Here is a 21,645-nt window from a genome sequence, read left to right as displayed (position 1 = left end):
AGAGAAAACGGACAGGCATAGGCTAGTACTATGGAAGGGGAGCTGTCCGATGAAGACGATGTTGAAAAAAGGCGCCATGATCATTATCGGCAGTACGATACTTTCACTTGGCATCAACTTTTTCCTGATTCCGGACCACGTTTTAGATGGTGGCATCATCGGAATCGGGATGATCGCCAATTACATATGGGGGCTTGAGGTCGGGCTGACGATTATCTGCTTCAGCATTCCGATCTTTACGCTCGCCTGGTTCTATTACCGTACGTATTTCTACAACAGTCTGCATGGGCTGTTGATTTCTTCTTTTTCCATTGACGTTCTCCAAGGGTTGCGCGCCCATCATTTGCCGCTCGATCCAGCGATCAGTTCCATCATTGGAGGAGCGCTCGTTGGCGGAGGAATCGGGTTGATGCTCCGCGTGCATACAAGTACGGGTGGCACCGACCTGCTCGCCCAAATGATCGCCGATTGGTGCAAAGTCAATGTCGGCTTCGTCATCCTCGCGATAGATGCCGTTGTCATCGGTGCCAGTGGCTATCTGTTTTCGCTCGAGACACTCATGCTCTCCGCTATCACCATCCTAAGCGTCGGACTCGTAACCATGACCTTCACATCCACCCGCCTCCTACCTGAGCAACCTTCGTGACCTGGTAATATATGTATGACATCGTCTTTGATGATTTAGTTTGGTAATAATTGTATGACCTTGTCTCCAATAATTTTCCATAAGCACTACACAGGCTCGACTCTCATTTTAAATAGAGAGGACGAGCTTTTTGTGTTTACAATTTATGGTGTACCAGGTCATACATATATTACCAAAACAACCTTCCGCAACCCCTCTCACAAAGGTCATAGAATTGTTTGGTTGTGCCCCTCAACCCGGGGATGAAAATTTGCTATAATGGGTAGATGGATAACTGTTGTTTTGGAGGACGGAAATGTACAATATAAGCGAGTGGGATCATGTGTTCAAGCTTGATCCTAATAAGACGATCACAGACGCAGACTTAGAGAAGATATGCACATCAGGGACGGATGCGGTTATTGTCGGCGGCACAGACGGTGTCACGTTCGAAAACGTCACGGATTTGCAAGAGCGTTTGGAGAACTATGACATCCCCTTTGTGCTTGAAGTGTCAGACATGGAAGCCATTGCGCCCGGCTTTGATGCTTATTTCATCCCTCTTGTCCTGAACAGTGGTCATAAGAAGTGGATGATTGATGTGCAGCATCAGGCGATCAAAGAATATGCAGATGTGATTGAGTGGCAGGACATGCTAACAGAAGGGTATTGTGTGCTTAACCCTGAAGCGAAAGTGTTCGAACGGACGGATTGTTCGCTTCCGTATGAAAAAGACGTCCTCGCCTATGCCCAGATGGCTGAACATATTTTCCGTCTGCCCGTTTTTTACATGGAATACAGCGGGACCTATGGCGATCCTGACTTAGTTAAAGCCGTTTCCCGACAATTAGAAAACACATCACTCGTCTACGGCGGAGGCATCACTTCGGAAAAACAGGCATCAGAAATGGCCGCCTTCGCAGATGTCATCGTTGTCGGCGATGTGATTTATGATAACCTAGAGATTGCTCTTAAAACGGTCGAAGCCGTTAAATCAATGAAGATGAAGGATGGTGGACCCTCATGACACAGGCTATGAACGCATTGATTCAAGGCTTGAATACAGAACAACGAGAAGCGGTAACCCACACAGAAGGCCCGCTGCTTATCATGGCAGGTGCCGGAAGTGGTAAAACACGTGTGCTGACACACCGCATCGCCTATCTACTTAGTGAAAAAGATGTTGCGCCACGGAATATATTAGCGATTACGTTTACAAATAAAGCGGCACGCGAAATGAAAGAGCGTGTCGAATCTCTTGTCGGCAAGGACGGAGAAAAAATCTGGATGTCCACGTTCCACTCCATGTGTGTACGGATCCTGAGACGTGACATCGACCGGATCGGTTATGACCGTAACTTTTCCATCTTGGATTCGAGCGATCAGCTTTCTGTCATTAAACAAGTGCTGAAAGAGATCAACCTCGATCCGAAAAAATGGGACCCGCGAGCGATGCTCGGTGCGATCAGTAATTCGAAGAACGAACTGATGACCGCGGAGGATTATGAAAAAAAAGCGAACAACATGCATGAAGAACAAATCGCCCAGATTTACAAAGGCTATCAAAAGAAACTCCGCAAAAACCAGTCGCTCGATTTCGATGACTTGATTATGCAGACTCTGAGACTTTTCGATGAAGTTCCAGAAGTGCTTGAATCCTATCAGCGCCGCTTCCAGTATATCCATGTCGATGAGTATCAGGATACGAACCATGCCCAATATCAACTCGTTAAACATTTGGCGAGCCGTTACCAGAACCTTTGCGTCGTCGGAGATTCCGACCAGTCGATTTATGCGTGGCGCGGAGCTGATATTCAAAACATCCTGAACTTTGAAAGTGACTACCCGAAAGCACGAACGATTCTTCTTGAGCAGAACTACCGCTCCACCGAATTGATCTTGGATGCTGCCAACAATGTTATTGATAAAAACAGTGGACGTAAGCCGAAGCGTCTTTGGACGGATAATAAAGGTGGAGAGAAAATCCATTACAAGCAGGCAGGAACCGAACGTGAGGAAGGTCTTTTTGTCACAGACAAAATTGAAGACCTCGTCCGCCAAGGAAAATTCCGCTATCAGGACGTGGCGATCTTGTACCGTACGAACGCCCAATCGCGTACGATTGAGGAAACGTTCGTCAAAGCAGGCATCCCGTACCAGATGATCGGTGGCACGAAGTTCTATGATCGTAAAGAGATCAAGGACCTGCTTGCCTATCTCCGTCTTATTGCCAACCCAAACGACGATCTCAGCTTCCAACGTGTCGTCAACGAACCGAAGCGCGGTGTCGGAAAAACGAGTATGGATAAGATGCTTGCCTATGCGGCAGATCACGACATTTCCCTATACGAAGCTGCGGCCGAAGTTGACTTTGTCGGCGTCAGCGCTAAAGCAGCAAAAGCGATCATGAGCTTCCGTAAAATGATCCAAAACTGGGCCGAGCAGCAGGAATTCCTTTCTGCGACCGATATGGTCCAGGAAGTCATCGACAAGACAGGCTATGAAGAGATGCTCATGAACGAGAAAAGCATCGAAGCACAAAGCCGTCTAGAGAACATCGAAGAATTCAAATCCGTTACGAAGAATTTCGAAGAGAACGCAGAGGATAAAACACTCGTCGCTTTCTTGACGGATCTCGCTTTGATTGCGGATATTGATTCTATGAATGAAGACCCTAGTAGTGACGATACGGTTACGTTGATGACGCTGCACTCAGCGAAGGGACTGGAATTCCCGGTCGTCTTCCTGATCGGTATGGAAGAGAACGTCTTCCCACACAGTCGTGCGCTTATGGATGAAGAAGAAATGGAAGAAGAACGCCGTCTCGCATATGTCGGAATCACCCGTGCGGAAAAAGAGCTGTTCATTTCTCATGCAAAAATGCGTACGCTATACGGTCGGACGAACATGAATCCAATCAGCCGTTTCATTCATGAAATCCCAGAAGAGCTGATTGAAGGAAAAGAAGAGAAAGAAGAACTGCCATTTTTCAATAAGAAACGTGAAAGCACGCCGTTCGGTACGAAGCCTCAAGCAGCTCCGAAAAAACGTGCCGCGAAGAAGCCTGAGAAAAAAGCTTCGTCAGGTGGAGAGAAGATCGGCTGGCAGCCTGGGGACAAAGCGCAGCACAAGAAGTGGGGCGAGGGCACGGTCGTCAAAGTGCAGGGTGAAGGAGATGCGATGGAATTGGATATTGCCTTCCCAGCACCGACAGGCATTAAGCGCCTGCTTGCCCGTTTTGCTCCGATTACGAAAGCGTAAGGAAGTGGATGGATATGAACGCAACGGAAGCTAAGCAAAAGATCGAAACACTCAGACAGAATCTTGAGCAGTACAGCTATGAATACCACACGCTCGATGCTCCGAGTGTTTCGGACTATGAATATGATAAAAAGATGCAGGAACTGATCAAGCTTGAAGAAGAATATCCGGATTTGCAGACGCCGGATTCGCCTTCCCAGCGGGTCGGCGGAAAGCCTCTCGATGCTTTTGTAAAAGTACAGCACGACATCCCGATGCTCAGCCTCGGAAATGCTTTCAATGATGAAGAACTTCGAGACTTCGACCGTCGTGTCAAAAATGGCACGGATGCAGAGGTCAATTACGTATGTGAACTGAAAATCGACGGCCTTGCGGTTTCCTTGAAATACGAAGATGGCATCTTCGTCCGGGGAGCGACGCGTGGAGATGGAACGACCGGGGAGGATATTACGAAAAACCTTCGTACCATCCGAAACATTCCTCTTCGCCTGAAAGAACCGGTGACCGTCGAAGTCCGCGGGGAAGCGTATATGCCGAAAAAATCGTTCATGACATTGAATGAAGCGAAAGAATCAAATGGGGAAGAGCCTTTTGCCAACCCGCGTAACGCAGCCGCGGGTTCACTAAGACAGCTGGACCCGAAAATCGCAGCCAAGCGTAACCTGGACATTTTCTTATACGGCATCGGCGTGTGGGAGAACGATCCGACCGAAGCCCACAGTGAACGCCTGGAGAAAATGAAAGAGCTAGGATTGAAAACAAATCCGGAATGGAAAAAGTGTAACGATATTGAAGAGGTCATCGACTATGTCAATAGCTGGGTCGAACACCGTGCCGATCTTGATTACGAGATTGATGGCATCGTCATCAAAGTGGACAGCCTCGATCAACAGGAAGACCTCGGCTTTACAGCGAAGAGTCCGCGCTGGGCAACGGCCTATAAGTTCCCAGCTGAAGAAGCGATCACAAAGCTGATAGACATAGAACTCAGTGTCGGCCGCACAGGAGCCGTGACGCCGACAGCGATTCTTGATCCCGTCAAGGTCGCGGGAACAACGGTCCAACGCGCATCCTTGCACAATGAAGACCTTATTATTGAAAAAGATATCCGGATCGGAGACACGGTCGTCATCAAAAAAGCCGGAGACATCATTCCTGAAGTCGTCCGTGTCGTTGAAGATCAGCGGACAGGGGAGGAAAAGCCGTACCGCATGCCGGAAGAATGTCCGGAATGTGGCAGCGAGCTCATCCGTCTCGATGAAGAAGTTGCTTTACGTTGTGTGAACCCGAATTGCCCGGCTCAACTCAGGGAAGGCTTGATCCACTTCGTTTCAAGAAATGCGATGGATATCGAAGGTCTTGGAGAAAAAGTGATTGCCCAACTGTTCCAGGAAAACTTGATCCATACGATTGCAGACTTGTATAAGCTCGACCGCGAAGAGCTGCTGCAACTTGACCGTATGGGTGAAAAATCGGTGGAGAACCTTTTGAACGCGATAGAAGCTTCAAAAGAAAACTCCCTTGAGCGACTGCTGTTTGGTCTTGGTGTGCGTTACGTCGGTTCGAAAGCAGCCAGCACGCTTGCCCAGCATTTTGAACATATGGACGCGCTCGTCGAAGCGGATGCCGCTGCGCTTGAAGCCATCCCTGAAATCGGCAGCAAAATGGCCGAATCGATTGCCAGCTATTTTGATGAAGACCAGGTCATACAATTATTGGAAGAATTGAATCAGCTCGGTCTCAACATGGAGTATAAGGGCGCTAAGAAGAGCGATCAGCCCATCGATTCTCCTTTCAACGATAAGACTGTGGTCCTTACAGGGAAAATGGAAGAATACAGCCGTTCGGAAATGAAGAAAATGATCGAGGAACTTGGCGGGAAAGTGACAGGAAGTGTCAGTAAGAAAACAGACCTTCTCATCGCTGGCGAAGACGCCGGTTCCAAGTACACGAAAGCATCAGAATTGGGGATTGAAATTTGGGATGAAGAGCAGTTCAAAAACGCTTTATCCTAATTGACCAAACGTTTAATGGTTATACAAGAGGAGCCGGAGTGTGATCGAACATAGACGCTCCGGCTGGTCTCATTAAGGGAGTGGAAAGCATGAGGAAGATGCACGCACTGTTGCTTAGTTCATTGCTCGTCGTAAGCGCGTGTACGCCCGTTTTTGACAACAGAGAAGAAGTCATACAAGAAACGAAAGATGAAAAAAATAATCAATCCGCTATCATCCCGAACTACAATATGTCGGAACAGGATTACCGGATGATCCTCACAGAAAGCAGCCCGAAGGTTTCAACTGCACGAGCCGTGACGACGAACCAAATGGGGAACCGGATGGACATCGATGAATTCGAAAGTGGCCTCCGCCGCCATTCTAAAGAATATTTCGATCCGGACAAGTATTTTTTCCAGCCAGGTCAATACTTTGAAGGGGATACGCTGCTCCGGTGGTTAGGCCGGGAGAGTTCAGGAAATGAAGATGGCTTAAATCCGGAGCTTAACGAAGATGAAGCGACCGAAGAAGAGTTTCGTGAAAGTCCACGCTATATATCGAATATCATCGAGCAGAATTACTTAGTTAGACAAGATGAAAATAAGGTAGAGCTAAGCGGAGTGACCATCGGAATTTCATTGAGAACCGTCTACAATTTCACGACTGAGGGCCAAAGCCTCTCTGTAGACCATTCAACTGAGGAGCTTCTTCAAAAAGGGAAAGAATATGCCGGGGAAATTTTGAAACGGATTCGGGAGAGAGAAGAGCTTAACGATGTTCCGGTTGTCTTTGCCTTATATGAAGAAGAGGAAGCGAGTTCGAAGGTCCCAGGTAAGTTTTTAAGTAAAACGTATGTCAAAGGGTCCGACCTTACCATTAATGGTTGGGATAACATTGATGAAAAGCACGTCCTGTTTCCTTCCAATGAAGGAGAAGAGGATCACTTCGATGACTCACAGATCTTTACGGACTTCAGAAAAGAAGTATCCGACTACTTCCCGAACTTTGTAGGTATGATCGCCAATGGATTTTACGTGAATAACGAACTTCGCGAAGTGTCGATTGAAATTCCGATCCAGTTCCAATCTGAATCGGAAGTTGTCGGGTTTACACAATATGTGTACAGTCTTGTAAACGAAATGTTTGCAGATCATTATAATGTGCAAGTGAATATCCACAGCATGGATGAACCGGAAAGTCTGATCGTCAAAAAAGCCGGCGAGCAGGAACCTTTCGTTCATGTGTACGAATAACACAAAGACCGCATGGGCCTAATCCCCGTGCGGTCTTTATATTAAACAAACTGGCAGGATTGTGGAAGACTCAGTTTCGAGACTTTTCAGGGTTCGTTTGCCGTGTTGAGCGTCAGGGGTGGCTGGGAAGCAACTCGCTTTCCTGTGGGGGAGTGGCGAGCTTCCTCGGACTGCGTCCTGCGGGATCTCGCCTATCTCCTTTCTCCCACGGGAGTCTCGCAGCTTCCCAACCCCCCCCATTCGATATATGTGTGAATAACGAACCCCTTTATCAAGGGAGGATATCTTCCACTATCCTCTTGTTATATGCATAAAGCGCTACATATCAAGCTTTTCGCACCTAGAATAGAGCCCCTGCAAGTTCGTGTCCTCCATTTAATCTTTGCATAAAAGCAGCTTATTCTGGAAGTGGTTTCGAGACACTTATATGGCAAAGGGGCGGAGGGAAACGGTGAGACTCCTATGGGACGTGTGGGACAGGTGAGACCCCGGAAGGCGTAGCCTGAGGAGGCTCACCGCCCGCCCCATGGAAAGCTAACCTTTTCCCGCAGCCCCTAAACTCACACAAAAGTTTCGAAACCGAGTCTTCAAGAATAGGGAGATTTCTTATAAGATAAAGTGGTTCGTGGAATGGTTGAATATCGACAAAAGTAGAAATATATCGAGCAAATCCGATTATATTAGAAAATGTTTGGCTGCAGTTGTGCACAGTCGGATATTTCCGATGAAATCAGTCTCAATCGATTGAACTAGATTCACCGTTACGATAGAATAGTTATGGAAACGCTTAATGTGGTAATTTTCAAATTATTACGCAGTGTCACCCATTTTACTTTTCAAGGAGGCGGTTTTTTATGGTAGTTCCTTACAAACACGAACCATTTACTGATTTCACAGTGGAAGAAAATCGGAAAGCTCTGCAGGCGGCAATCAAGCAGGTAGAAGCGGACCTTGGAAAAGAGTACCCTCTGATCATCGGCGGGGAGCGGATCATGACGGATGACAAGATCGAGGTCGTCAATCCGGCCAACAAGAAGGAAGTAATCGGATATGTGTCGAAGGCGAATCAGGACTTGGCTGAGAAAGCTCACCAGGTAGCAGACGAGACGTTTGACTGGTGGAGAAAGACAAAAGCGAAGTTCCGTGCAGATATCCTTTTCCGCGCTGCGGCAATCGTTCGTCGTCGTAAGCATGAGTTCACGGCACACCTTGTGAAAGAAGGCGGGAAACCATGGAAAGAGGCAGATGCGGATACAGCAGAAGCGATCGACTTCATGGAGTATTATGGGCGACAAATGCTTGAAATTGATAAAGGCGTGGAAATCAATTCCCGTCCGATAGAAAATAACCGGTTCCATTACATTCCGCTCGGGGTAGGGGTGGTTATTTCCCCATGGAACTTCCTTTTTGCCATCATGTGCGGAACGACGGTTGCTGCGATGGTTTCAGGGAACACGGTTCTTCTGAAGCCGGCGAGTGCAACTCCAATCATCGCTTACAAAATGATGGAAGTGTTAGAAGAAGCAGGACTGCCGAAAGGGGTCATCAACTATATCCCGGGAAGCGGAAAAGAGGTCGGCGACTATCTTGTCGATCACCCTCGGACGCGTTTTATCAGTTTTACAGGCTCTCGTGAAGTCGGTACCCGTTTGTTCGAACGTGCCGCAAAAGTTCACGATGGTCAAAAGTGGTTGAAGCGTACCATTATTGAAATGGGTGGGAAAGATACGATCGTCGTCGACAGCGATTCTGACCTGGAGCTTGCGGCTGATGCGATCACGTACTCGGCTTTTGGATTCTCTGGCCAAAAATGTTCCGCATGTTCCCGTGTCATTGCACATGAAGATGTGTATGATGAGCTGCTGGATCGAGTCGTTCAGAAGACGAAGGAACAAGTGAACTATGGGGATCCGACGGATAACAGCAACTATATGGGGCCGGTCATCGATCAGGGCGCTTATGACAAGATCCTGAATTATATCGAAATCGGTAAGGAAGAAGGAAGACTGATGACAGGCGGCAAAGGAGACGACAGTAAAGGCTGGTTCGTAGCACCGATTGTTTTTGCTGACCTCGATCCGGAAGCCCGCATCATGCAGGAGGAAATCTTCGGTCCAGTTGTAGGCTTCACGAAGGCGAAATCATTCGATGAAGCGATCGAATTCGCTAACAATACCGAATATGGCTTGACTGGGGCGGTCATTTCCAACAATCGCGAGCATATTGAAAAAGCACGCGAAGATTTCCATGTAGGTAACCTGTACTTCAACCGTGGATGTACAGCAGCAATCGTCGGCTATCATCCGTTCGGTGGATTCAATATGTCCGGAACCGATTCGAAAGCCGGTGGACCTGATTATCTTATTCACCATATGCAAGGCAAAACAACATCGGAAATGTTGTAATAGAACGACCAAAAAATCCCTCATCCACATGTATGTGGAAAGGGATTTTTTTATGAAAAATAGAACATACTAACGCTGTCGGGAAAAGGGAACATTTCCCCATTTTCTTATGACCTCTAAAATTTTTTTAAATAAATTTTGTGAATGAATATCATAAAAATGACACATATATGTATTTTTATACTGAATTAACGAATAAAAATTCAATTACGACCCATTAACACAATTTTTGCAATGTTCTTACAAAAGTTATATGATATAGTTGTACCTGTGTTTGGTTTTTTTAAGTCAATACGACTTAAGAACCATGCGTCGGTACGATTTGCATAGGATTGTATAAACCAACATTTGGGAGGTGGAAATGTGTTTGAACTCGCTACTGCAACATCAGCAACCATCGCTGGAGCAACATGGTTCTGGTTATTTGTACCAATGCCTATTTTAATCATTCTATCTATCATTACACTATTCACTGAGAGGAGCGAATAACAAAACATGAGTACTGCTACGTTAATAACGTTTATTGTCTATTTAATCGGTATGCTGGGAATCGGTTTTGCTGCATATCGTCTTACAAGTGATTTATCTGACTATGTCTTAGGTGGTCGTCGTTTAGGTCCAGGAGTTGCCGCGCTATCTGCCGGTGCATCCGACATGAGTGGTTGGTTGCTGCTAGGTTTGCCTGGCGCGATTTATGCTGGAGGATTGTCCGCAGCTTGGATCGGTGTCGGTCTCGCTATTGGTGCATACTTAAACTGGCAGTTCGTCGCACGCCGACTTCGTGTATTTACGGAGATTGCAAATGACTCGATTACTGTTCCAGACTATCTTGAGAACCGCTTCCGTGATCACTCCCACGTGTTACGTGTCATTTCTGCAGCTGTCATTCTTTTATTCTTCACCTTCTATACATCTTCCGGTATGGTTGCCGGTGCGAAGCTGTTTGAAGCTTCCTTTGCATTGAGTTATACACAAGCTCTATGGTTAGGTGCAATTGTTACTATTTCTTACACTTTCTTAGGTGGATTCCTAGCCGTAAGTTGGACAGACTTTGTTCAAGGTATCTTGATGTTCTTTGCATTAATCGCTGTACCAATTGTTGCGATTACTGAACTTGGGGGTTGGAATGCTGCAACAGACGCAGTAGCCCAAATCGATCCATCTCACTTGAACATGGTTCAAGGTGTTGGTGCCCTTGCGATCCTATCTTCCCTTGCTTGGGGACTTGGTTACTTCGGTCAGCCGCACATCCTTGTACGTTTTATGGCCCTACGTTCTCCTAAGGACGTTCCGAAAGCACGCTTGATCGGTATCGGCTGGATGGTTCTAGGTCTTTACGGTGCGATCTTCACAGGTCTATTCGGACTTGCGTACATCAACACTGCGGATGTAGCTGATCTTTCTACATTTAACGCAGAAGTGATGACAGAAGGCGGCATTCAAATGCTTGTCGACTCAGAGAAGATTTTCATCACGTTCTCCCAAATCCTGTTCCACCCAGTCATTGCAGGTATCTTACTAGCAGCGATCCTATCTGCCATCATGAGTACCATTGACTCTCAGTTGCTTGTATCTTCTTCTGCACTAGCAGAGGACTTCTATAAAGCACTGTTCCGCCAGAACGCTACTGAAAAAGAATTGGTATGGGTTGGTCGTGCTGCGGTAGCCGGTATCGCCTTGATCGCCGTGCTTCTTGCAGGTAACCCGGACAGTACCGTTCTTGGTCTTGTATCTTACGCTTGGGCAGGTTTCGGTGCCGCATTCGGTCCCGTTATCATCTTGTCCCTATTCTGGAAAGGCATCACACGTAATGGTGCGCTTGCCGGAATCATCGTCGGTGCTGTTACCGTTGTTGTATGGGCAGACTTCTTGAGTGGCGGAATCTTCGACCTTTATGAAATCGTACCTGGTTTCATCCTTGGTGGACTTGTCGCTATTCTTGTCAGCCTTGCTGGTCAACCACCGAAAGATATTGCTGAAGAATTTGATAAAGTTACGAAATTGTAAAAAGTTCTTCACTACAAAATTCCCGGTCTTATGGCCGGGGATTTTTTTAGTTTCGAGATCTTTTTGAATGGAAAGAGCAGCCGCTTTCCACGGGAGGTTGGTGATTCTCTACCAGCCAAATTAACCTGTTGTAAGCAAGACACGAGAGATTCATGAATAGATCATTTTTGGCCGTGGATACGGGTTCAGGAAAACGACGATTTGCAGAAGAAGTGTTTTATACTGAATTATTCCAAACACAGAGTGATTCCTGTATTTAATTTATAATTTAGAATTTAGAATGCTGCAGCACTGAAGACCATTTTGCTTAAAGCCTTACCTTTGATGTTTCCGTTCTACCCATACACGCAAGGAGGTCCGGGAAACTGCGAGACTCCTATGGGATTAGAGTACATGGTGAGATCCCGCAGGGCTTCAGCCCGAGGAAGCTCACCGTACGCCCATGGAAAGCGAGTGGTTTCCCGGACCTCCTAGCTCAATCGAACTCAATGGAAACACTCGCATCAAGAGGGAGCTTTCACCATAAGACAGCGTCCTTCTGATGTGTTAAGATAAGAAAGGTGTATCCGTACGTTGAAAATGGATTCTGATATTTGGTATGATCATATATTATGTGAGATCGAAATGGAGGTCGCATTATGTCCAGAATTAGCAAAGAGGAAGTGAAGCACGTCGCGAATCTCGCGCGCCTTGCGATCACGGAAGAAGAAGCAACGACATTCACAAAGCAGCTTGATGACATCATCACGTATGCCGAGCAGTTGAATGAACTAGATACAACAGGCGTCGAGCCTACGACCCACGTTCTTGATTTGAAGAACGTCATGCGTAAGGACGAGCCGAAGAAATGGATTTCTCAGGATGATGCACTGAAAAATGCACCGGACAAGCAGGATGGACAGTTCAAAGTGCCATCCGTATTGGAATAAGGAGGTTCGACGATGTCTTTATTTGACTATACATTACGTGAGCTTCAAGAGAAGCTACATAATAAAGAGATTTCTGTCACGGACTTAGTGGAGGAATCTTACAAGCGAATTGAAGAAGTGGACGAGGAAGTTCAAGCGTTCATTACTTTGAACAAAGAAGCAGCGAAGCAGCAGGCAGCAGAACTTGATCAGGAGCGTGGCAACGACGATGCGAAGCTTTTTGGTCTGCCAATCGGTGTGAAAGACAACATCGTAACAAAAGGACTGCGTACGACAGCAGGAAGCCAGATTCTGTCTAATCTGGATGATCCTTTATATGACGCGACAGTTGTCAACAAACTGAATGATGCCAAGTCCGTCACGATCGGAAAATTGAACATGGACGAATTCGCGATGGGTTCTTCCAACGAAAACTCAAGCTATGCAGCGGCTCGTAACCCTTGGAATACCGATTACGTTCCAGGCGGTTCCAGTGGTGGTTCTGCAGCAGCTGTAGCCGCAGGAGAAGTTCCATACTCCCTCGGTTCTGATACAGGTGGTTCCATCCGTCAGCCAGCCGCTTATTGTGGTGTAGTCGGATTGAAACCGACATACGGACGTGTTTCCCGTTTCGGACTAATCGCGTTCGCATCCTCTCTTGATCAGATCGGACCGATCACTCGCAGCGTCGAGGACAACGCGTTCTTGCTTGAAACGATCGCTGGTCATGACAAGATGGACTCTACTTCTGCGAACGTCGAAGTGCCGAAATACACCGAGTCTCTGACTGGTGATGTAAAAGGCATGAAGATCGGTGTCCCTAAAGAGTACCTTTCTGAAGGGGTTTCTGAAGAAGTAAAAGAAGCAGTCAAAGCTGCTCTTAAAGAATACGAAAAAATGGGTGCGACTTGGGAAGAAGTTTCTCTGCCTCACTCCAAGTACGCGCTATCCACGTACTACCTGATTTCGTCCTCTGAAGCATCTGCGAACCTGGCCCGTTTTGACGGTGTCCGTTACGGTAAGCGTGCCGAAGATGCGAAAAACATGTTGGATATGTTCATGCGTTCCCGCGCCGAAGGCTTCGGTGACGAAGTGAAGCGCCGGATCATGCTTGGAACCTTTGCGCTAAGCTCCGGGTACTACGATGCGTACTACAAGAAAGCCCAGCAAGTCCGTACATTGATCAAGAACGATTTTGAAAAAGTGTTCGAAGACTACGATGTCATCATCGGGCCGACAACACCGACACCTGCCTTCAAAGTAGGGGACAAAGTCGATGATCCAATGACGATGTATGCGAACGATATTTTGACGATTCCGGTTAACCTTGCAGGCGTACCAGGAATCTCTATCCCATGCGGTTTCTCTGGAGACGGTCTTCCGATCGGCCTTCAGATCATCGGAAAACACTTTGATGAAGGTACCGTTTACCGTGCCGCTCATGCCTTCGAACAGGCGACTGATTATCATAAACAACGCCCGTCCCTTGGAGGTGCGCGCTAATGAACTTTGAAACGATTATCGGACTTGAAGTCCACGTAGAATTGAAAACAGACTCGAAAATTTTCAGCCCGTCTCCGAACATGTTTGGAGATGATCCGAATACGAACGTGAACCCGATCGACCTTGGGTACCCTGGTGTTCTTCCGGTATTGAACGAAGAAGCCGTCAACTTCGCGATGAAGGCATCCATGGCTTTGAACTGTGACATTGCGACAGACACGAAGTTTGACCGTAAAAACTACTTCTATCCGGATAACCCGAAAGCTTATCAAATCTCTCAGTTTGACAAGCCGATTGGTGAAAATGGCTACATCGATATCGAAGTCGATGGTAAGAAGAAGCGTATCGGCATTACCCGTCTTCACATGGAAGAAGATGCAGGTAAGCTGACACACAGCGATGATGGATACTCTCTTGTCGATTACAACCGTCAAGGTACTCCGCTCGTTGAGATCGTATCTGAGCCGGACATCCGTTCACCGAAAGAAGCGTACGCGTACTTGGAAGCTTTGAAAAACATCATCCAGTACACAGGCGTTTCCGACTGTAAAATGGAAGAAGGTTCCCTACGTTGTGACGCTAACCTTTCTATCCGCCCGATCGGTCAGGAAGAGTTCGGAACGAAGACAGAGCTTAAGAACTTGAACTCCTTCTCCTTTGTACAAAAAGGACTGGAATTCGAAGAGAAGCGTCAGCAGAAAGAATTGCTTTCCGGAGGAGAAATCCTTCAGGAGACTCGTCGTTACGATGAGCAGACGAAAGAAACCATCCTTATGCGTGTCAAAGAAGGTTCGGACGACTACCGTTACTTCCCAGAGCCGGATCTTGTGCCTCTACACATCGATGAAGCTTGGAAAGAACGCATCCGTGCTGAAATTCCTGAGCTTCCAGATGCCCGTAAGAAGCGTTACATTGAAGAACTGAAGCTTCCAGAGTACGATGCGATGGTTCTTACCAACAACAAAGAGCTTTCCGATTTCTTCGAAAAAACCATTGCCGAAGGAGCGGACATCAAGCAGGCTTCCAACTGGTTGATGGGTGAAGTTTCAGCTTACATGAACAAGCACTATAAAGAGCTTCATGAGCTTGAGCTGACTCCAGCTTCTCTTGCGAAGATGATCCAGCTGATCGAAGACGGAACGATCAGTTCCAAGATCGCGAAAAAAGTCTTCACAGAGCTTGTAGAAAAAGGCGGCGATCCTGAGAAGATCGTTAAGGATAAAGGACTTGTACAGATTTCCGACGAAGGCCAGCTGACTGAAATCGTCGTCGGCATCATGGACAACAACCCGCAGTCCATCGAAGACTTCAAGAACGGAAAAGACAAAGCCCTTGGATTCCTTGTCGGACAGGTGATGAAAGAAACCAAAGGACAAGCGAACCCGCCGATGGTCAACAAGATCATCCTTGCAGAAATGGAAAAGCGCTAAACGCTTGAATGATAAGGAAGCACGCACTTGCTGGTGCGTGCTTTCGTATGGTTTAGGACCTGCCATCATATACTATAGAAATGGTTTGCAAATCCAGGGAAAAGCGCTATGATGTAGAATGGAACATGCTTGGATAGAAAAGGGGGTCATACACGATGAAACGTGCCCGAATTATATATAACCCGACCTCTGGAAGAGAAGTCATACGCAAGGTTCTCCCGGACATTCTGCAACGGTTCGAACAGTCCGGATACGAAACCTCCACTCATGCCACCACATGTGCTGGTGACGCTGTCAAAGCAGCAGAGTACGCCGTGGACCGAGAATTCGATCTCGTTGTCGCTGCAGGGGGAGACGGAACCATCAATGAAGTGATCAACGGACTCGCCGAAAAACCACACAAACCAAAAGTCGGCATCATTCCAGTCGGGACAACGAACGATTTTGCCCGTGCCTTACACGTACCTAGAAACATTCATAAAGCGGTGGATATCATCCTGGAAGGCTACAGCCATCCGCTCGATATCGGCCGTGTCAACGACCAATATTTCATGAACATCGCCGGTGGCGGTAAGATCACCGAAATCTCTTATGAAGTACCAAGTAAGCTGAAGACGATGATCGGCCAGCTCGCCTACTACTTAAAAGGCATCGAAATGCTGCCATCCATCCGTCCGACCTACGTCGAGATGGAGTATGACGGCAAATGGTATGAAGGCGAGATCATGCTTTTCCTCGTCAGTAACACCAACTCTGTCGGCGGCCTTGAAAAACTAGCGCCATCCGCCCGTATGGATGACGGACTGTTTGATCTGATGATCATTGAAAAAATGAACATCGCCGAATTCGTCCGCTTAGCAACACTCGCGATCCAGGGCCACCACTTGAATCATCCGAAATTCATTCACACGACCGCAAGTCGTGTGAAGGTGAAGACAGACGAAAAGATGCAGTTGAATATTGACGGGGAATTCGGTGGATTATTGCCCGGGGAATTTGTCAATTTATACAGACATCTGGACTTTTTTGTCCCAGAAGATAAATTCAGAGAAGAAGAAACTGACGAAGAAGAATAATGGGGAGCGCTGCTGTGTGAGACAGTGGCGTTCTTTTGTTTTGTTTATGAGTGGTTCATGTCATAACTACTCAGGGCGACTCCGCACTTAGAGATATGATAAACTTACATGTAGAGTATATAGATAAAGCGATAAAGGACGGATGAACAATGGCGAAACCGAAACCGCCCGTACAGAAAAACGAGACGATTGAACTGAGCTTTGAAGATTTGACTCACGAAGGCAATGGGGTAGGGAAAGTCGATGGCTATCCACTTTTCGTACCGTATGGCCTTCCAGGTGAAAAGGCTGAAGTGAAAGTCGTCAAGGTGAAGAAGAACTTCGGCTTTGGCAAGCTGGTGAAAGTGACTGAAGCAAGTGAAGACCGTGTCGAGCCACCATGTGATGTGTTTTACCAGTGCGGCGGCTGCCAGCTTCAGCATATGAGCTACCAAATGCAGCTCGATATGAAACAGAAACAAGTGAAAGACAACATGAAGAAAATCGGCCACCTCGAACACGTCCCTGTCCACCCGACGGACGGTATGGAGGATCCGTGGCGTTACCGGAACAAAGTCCAGATTCCTGTCGGGCAGAAAGAAGACGGCGAACTGATGACAGGCTTCTACCAGAAACGAAGCCACAACATCATCGACATGGACACATGCCTTATTCAGGACGAAATGAACGATCGCATGGTCGAAGCTGTCCGCCGAATCGCATCCAAGCATGGAATCGATGCCTATGATGAACAGACCCACCGCGGCGTTCTGAGACACATCATGGTCCGTACCGGTCAAAATACGAAAGATATCATGATTGTCCTCGTGACGAAGACGAAAAAGCTTCCACACAAAGACAAAATGATTGATGAAATCCGTGATGCTTTTCCAAACGTGAAATCGATCGTCCATAATGTCAACAGTGCGAAAACGAACGTCATCCTCGGAAAAGAAACGAACATTATCTGGGGCGATGAGTACATTTATGACACGATCGGCGATATCCGATTCATGATCTCACCGAAATCGTTCTACCAAGTTAACCCGACCCAGACGAAGAAACTCTATGACCAGGCTCTCGACTATGCCGATTTAAGAGGTGGGGAAACCGTCATTGACGCTTACTGCGGTATTGGAACCATTTCCTTGTTCCTCGCTCAAAAAGCGAAGAAAGTTTACGGCGTTGAAATCGTACCTGAAGCCGTTACTGATGCCAAGAAAAACGCACGCTTGAACAAGATGGACAATGCGGAATTCTATGTCGGACAAGCGGAAGAGCTTATGCCTTGGTGGCGTAACCAGGGACTTCGTCCAGATGTTATTGTTGTCGACCCTCCACGTAAAGGCTGTGATGAGGAGCTGTTGAAAGCGATGCTGGATATGGAACCGGAGCGGATTGTTTATGTATCCTGTAACCCGTCGACGCTTGCTCGTGATTTGCGTATTTTAGAAGATGGCGGGTATGAAACGAAGGAAGTTCAGCCTGTCGATATGTTCCCGCAGACGAGTCATGTAGAGTGTGTGACATGGTTGGAGAAAGAAAGAAGTGTAAATCTCAGAAGTATTTTTTAAGGGAGTTCTTGAAGTGGAAGCGAACAAAATGTGGTTGTCTTTACCAAAGGATTTTAGAAAGCAACTTATAGCCAATGTCTATTGTACAAACTGTAGTGATACTGTCACAATTACTGACTTCATTATCGTTGATCATCCTGTGGGTGTTATGTTGGATGGCAAATGTGAAAACTGTGGCAGTAAGGTAGCGAGAGTAGTGGAGATGGATGAATGAAGAAAAAGTAAATTCTTAAGCCTATAAGGGTCGGTTGTTGTGTTTGGAGAGGTAACCACACAACGACCGGCTTGTTTTTATACATGTTATATTCTTTGAGTTGCAGGGTAACTTTATCTAGGGAGCTTTGTCCGATTCTTTTAAAAAAGAATCGTGCCAGAGTAATACTCTAAGGAGAATGAGGGCAATTGATTAAGGGTATAGATAAGGAAACCCTTGGCCAGAATCTTGCCACAAACGTAAGCTAAACTACAAAAATCACATTACATTCACTCACTAGGAAGGGGAATTTCTCATGGCTGATGAAAATATAAGCAAAAATTTAGTTGATGCTGCTTTTAAAAAGAAAAACTCAGAAGAAGAACAGGAAGTAAAAGAAGAGGAAAAAGCAACAGTAGGCGATATTATAACTTTTCAAAAAGACGGCCAACAGTTTGAAGCTGTCGTAACTTCTGTTAATTTACAAAACTCCGTTGTTTGCGATATGACCATTATGGATGATTTCCACGAGCGCAATTTAGATTTCGAAAAAACCGTTGTTGCTCATACAAACTACAGCGTTAAAAAACGTCGCGACGTGTAAGTTCAACAATAGTAATATATATATAAGAGCTTCACCCTTATCGAGGGTGGTGCTCTTTTTTAAGCGTGGGGAAGTAGACGGTGAATGGTTTGGAAAAGTATCAATTAGGAGCTGTTGGGTTAATTAAGCTACGGTGTTTTTAAGTGAGGGGGAATTAGGAGTTTCGATGATCGCAAATCGGAAAGCAGGTAATTTCGTTTTTCAAAAGAAAACGTTTACAAAGTTGACACAACTGAGATCGTTGAAATCAGGAAATGGTGATATAATAAGAGTGTAAAGAAGATAACAAAAACAAATAAACAACTTAGGTGGCTCAACCATCGCGAGTTCGTTTCCAAACGAACGAAAATTACCGCCGATGAAAGAATGTTCATCCGTTTCATAAGGATGAAAAAACAGTCTTGAAAGGGGCAGGTGATACAGCTGTCTACAGATGGTAGGTGGCGGGAAAGTCTTTGTAAGACGAACCCCAATTGAAGTTAGATCGAGGGTTGAGTAAGGAAAGAAAAAGCTTTTCCTTAGCTGGTGCTTTCTCTCTTCTTTGAAGTTAAGGAAGAAGAAGGGGAAGGAAAATTGGTCTTAACCGGATAAGGAAACGAATTCTCCGTGGAATTGTCCTTACGAGAAAGTCTGGAATCCAAAAAAATGTGTAGGATCAAGGATGATTCTTACATGGTTGGGTCACCTAAGTTGTTTACTTTCGCCCTGGCACTTTCTTAAGTGCCAGGGCTTTTTTATGTACCGGAATTGTATCCGAGATGTTAATGAAAGAGGGAGGCAGGCACGGTTACATAGAAGGATTTAAATCCCTTAATTTGTTCTCAATCTCCTGTATAATGATGTGATTGGTTTTCACTCTGGCATAGTGTTTATTTTCTCCTTCTACGATATACCACTTGCTTTCTGAAGGAGACGTGTGCTGAAACATATCCTCTACAGCTTCTTTATACATCTCCCACTTGGAACGATTCCTCCAGTCCTCATCCGTGATTTTCCATCTTTTTAAAGGGTCTTCTTCTCTTTCTTGAAATCGTTTCAATTGTTCTTCTTTAGAAATGTGCAGCCATACTTTGATGACGACATATCGATCCTGAGCAAGTAGGTGCTCAAATTGAACAATCTCGTTATAGGCTCGGTTCCATTCCGAAACAGAGGCGAAATTCTCGACTCTTTCCACAAGAACCCGGCCATACCAGGAACGATCAAAGATCGCTATCTTCCCGTACGGCGGAATCTTATTCCAGAAACGTTTGAGGTAATGGTGCCTCTGTTCATTCGTGGAAGGAGCACCAATGGCATGTACTTCAAATCCCCGGGGATCGAGCCCGCTCGTTAACCGTTTGATGGCGCCTCCTTTTCCGGAAGCATCCCAGCCTTCAAAAACAACAATGACGCCTAACTGTTGATCGTAGATGGATCGCTGTAACTGGAGTAACTTCAACTGAGTCTGTTTCATTTCCTCTTTATATTGCTTTTTGTCTATGTTCAAGGATAGATCTACAGATTCCAGCATACATTCCTCTCCTTTATAGTTTTTGTTTTTATACCCCTTTCTCTACATATTCATCAGGAATAGCCTGAATCCTTTTGAATATGATCCTGAAAATGAGAGGGATTTTCTTTTGACCTCGATGGAATGAAGGACCTTATTCCTAACTCTTTATTAAAAACTCGACAATAAATTACAAAGTATTCTGTTTATTTGTGCTACTATTTGTATATCCATTTGTAAACTAATCTTCTGTTCATCACGAAGCAGACATACTTAGAACAAGTAGGGATTGATTAAAGAGTAAGGATATAAGGAGGAAACTCAAACATGAAAAAATTAATAACAGCTGGGTTGGGGATAGTTTTTGCTATGAGTTTAATGACATCAGGGGTGTCAGCAAAGAGTGGTGTCGTTCCTGGTCATCAGACAGATGATGGCAGTATTCCTGTGGGAGATGTAACAGGTATGTATACTCAAGAGGTTGGTGTGTATCATTACAAAGTTCAATACCGTGGCGACTTTGGAGGGGACCCTTATCTCGATAGTGGGTGGATGACCAATCACATTAAGAATATGGAAACCGGGGAAAAGTATTTTTACCTTATTGTTCATGAAACAGATCCCCGTTACACAGGTGAAGGAACTCCAGTATGGGGGAGTTGGGAATATCACGTTGTAGTCAGTGGGAATCAATCTGATCCAGTAGACAATGGGGTCATTGATATCAACAAACCTAATCACCCCGTCAAACGGTGAAGGTGTAACCGCTGATATATAATTAACTAGAAGCAGGCTCGAAAGATTAGTTTACAAAATGGATTGCTTCACGTGTGAGAGATCGTTTATAAAAAGGAACCCCACTGTTGGTTAAACCTCAACGTAAACGTTTACAGAACGGACACAACTTCCAGCGTTCAAATTCGTAAATGGTGGTATAATAAGAGTGTAAAGAAGATAACAAAAAAACATAAACAACTTAGGTGACTCAACCATCGCGAGTTCGTTTCCATACGAACGAAAGTCCCCGTCAACAGAAGGACGTTCATCCATTTTTTAAGGATGGTAAAAGTCCTGAGAGAAGGGACAGGTGAAAAAAGAAGGCCTGCGGATGGCAGGTCGTGGAGGTCAGTGTAAGACAATCCCCCAATGAAATTAGATTGAGCGTTGCGTAAGGAAACAAAGAGAATTCTCTTAGCTGGTTTTCACCTTTCATTTGCGAATCATGAAAGGTGGAAGGAAGGCAAATGAGGCTTAACCGGAAAAGGAAACGAATTCTCAGAAGAATTGTCCTTCTTAGTCTGAATCTCAAAAATGTGTAGAATCAAGGATGATTCTTAC

The 21,645-nt window shown here is 45.9% G+C and carries 16 protein-coding genes; 15 read left to right on the top strand and 1 reads right to left on the bottom strand.

All coding sequences use genetic code 11. The features are described from left to right. Positions 1–58: 58 nt before the first annotated feature. The 14 genes from DYE48_RS10965 (at position 59) to DYE48_RS10900 (ending at position 18,815) form a co-directional block, all read left to right on the top strand. Positions 59–646, top strand: coding sequence for a YitT family protein (locus tag DYE48_RS10965; RefSeq protein ID WP_115823714.1), 588 nt, complete (start codon positions 59–61; stop codon positions 644–646). Positions 647–941: 295 nt separating this feature from the next. Continuing rightward, positions 942–1,652: a heptaprenylglyceryl phosphate synthase gene (gene pcrB / locus DYE48_RS10960; RefSeq protein WP_115823667.1), complete on the top strand. Its 711-nt coding sequence runs from the start codon at positions 942–944 to the stop codon at positions 1,650–1,652. Then, positions 1,649–3,886, top strand: a complete 2,238-nt coding sequence (gene pcrA / locus DYE48_RS10955; protein WP_115823666.1) for a DNA helicase PcrA — start codon at positions 1,649–1,651, stop codon at positions 3,884–3,886. The genes pcrB and pcrA overlap by 4 nt, the downstream gene beginning before the upstream one ends. Positions 3,887–3,900: 14 nt before the next feature. Further along, entirely contained in the window at positions 3,901–5,901 is a 2,001-nt protein-coding gene (ligA, locus tag DYE48_RS10950; protein WP_115823665.1) for an NAD-dependent DNA ligase LigA, read from the top strand. 89 nt (positions 5,902–5,990) lie between these two features. Continuing rightward, on the top strand, positions 5,991–7,136 hold the full coding sequence (locus tag DYE48_RS10945; RefSeq protein WP_115823664.1) for a CamS family sex pheromone protein: 1,146 nt from the start codon (positions 5,991–5,993) through the stop codon (positions 7,134–7,136). A gap of 854 nt (positions 7,137–7,990) precedes the next feature. Continuing rightward, positions 7,991–9,541: an L-glutamate gamma-semialdehyde dehydrogenase gene (gene pruA, locus DYE48_RS10940; RefSeq protein WP_115823663.1), complete on the top strand. Its 1,551-nt coding sequence runs from the start codon at positions 7,991–7,993 to the stop codon at positions 9,539–9,541. A gap of 495 nt (positions 9,542–10,036) precedes the next feature. Continuing rightward, on the top strand, positions 10,037–11,548 hold the full coding sequence (putP, locus tag DYE48_RS10935; RefSeq protein ID WP_115823662.1) for a sodium/proline symporter PutP: 1,512 nt from the start codon (positions 10,037–10,039) through the stop codon (positions 11,546–11,548). 638 nt (positions 11,549–12,186) lie between these two features. Continuing rightward, entirely contained in the window at positions 12,187–12,477 is a 291-nt protein-coding gene (gene gatC / locus DYE48_RS10930) for an Asp-tRNA(Asn)/Glu-tRNA(Gln) amidotransferase subunit GatC (protein WP_089651494.1), read from the top strand. A gap of 12 nt (positions 12,478–12,489) precedes the next feature. After that, on the top strand, positions 12,490–13,959 hold the full coding sequence (gene gatA / locus DYE48_RS10925; protein ID WP_115823661.1) for an Asp-tRNA(Asn)/Glu-tRNA(Gln) amidotransferase subunit GatA: 1,470 nt from the start codon (positions 12,490–12,492) through the stop codon (positions 13,957–13,959). Further along, on the top strand, positions 13,959–15,389 hold the full coding sequence (gatB, locus tag DYE48_RS10920) for an Asp-tRNA(Asn)/Glu-tRNA(Gln) amidotransferase subunit GatB (RefSeq protein ID WP_115823660.1): 1,431 nt from the start codon (positions 13,959–13,961) through the stop codon (positions 15,387–15,389). Before gatA ends, gatB begins: the two co-directional genes overlap by 1 nt. Positions 15,390–15,544: 155 nt before the next feature. Then, complete coding sequence (locus tag DYE48_RS10915) at positions 15,545–16,465, top strand: diacylglycerol kinase (RefSeq protein ID WP_115823659.1); 921 nt, start codon at positions 15,545–15,547, stop codon at positions 16,463–16,465. 149 nt (positions 16,466–16,614) lie between these two features. After that, positions 16,615–18,018, top strand: a complete 1,404-nt coding sequence (rlmD, locus tag DYE48_RS10910; protein WP_115823658.1) for a 23S rRNA (uracil(1939)-C(5))-methyltransferase RlmD — start codon at positions 16,615–16,617, stop codon at positions 18,016–18,018. Between the two features lie 13 nt (positions 18,019–18,031). Next, positions 18,032–18,232, top strand: coding sequence for a hypothetical protein (locus tag DYE48_RS10905; protein WP_115823657.1), 201 nt, complete (start codon positions 18,032–18,034; stop codon positions 18,230–18,232). Positions 18,233–18,527: 295 nt separating this feature from the next. Continuing rightward, positions 18,528–18,815 carry a YkvS family protein gene (locus DYE48_RS10900; RefSeq protein WP_115823656.1) on the top strand — a complete coding sequence of 96 codons (288 nt, stop codon included), beginning with the start codon at positions 18,528–18,530 and terminating at the stop codon, positions 18,813–18,815. A gap of 787 nt (positions 18,816–19,602) precedes the next feature. Here DYE48_RS10900 and DYE48_RS10895 read toward each other — a convergent pair. Beyond that, entirely contained in the window at positions 19,603–20,328 is a 726-nt protein-coding gene (locus tag DYE48_RS10895) for a polyphosphate kinase 2 family protein (RefSeq protein WP_115823655.1), read from the bottom strand. Between the two features lie 306 nt (positions 20,329–20,634). On the opposite strand from DYE48_RS10895, the gene DYE48_RS10890 reads away from it, so the two are divergent. Continuing rightward, a complete protein-coding gene (locus DYE48_RS10890; RefSeq protein WP_115823654.1) occupies positions 20,635–21,063 on the top strand; it encodes a hypothetical protein in 429 nt (142 codons plus the stop codon). Positions 21,064–21,645: the final 582 nt, after the last annotated feature.

Origin of the sequence: Halobacillus trueperi (genome assembly GCF_003386945.1) — a bacterium.
In the GTDB taxonomy this organism is placed as follows: domain Bacteria; phylum Bacillota; class Bacilli; order Bacillales; family Halobacillaceae; genus Halobacillus; species Halobacillus aidingensis.
This window is presented reverse-complemented; position numbering and strand designations above follow the sequence as displayed.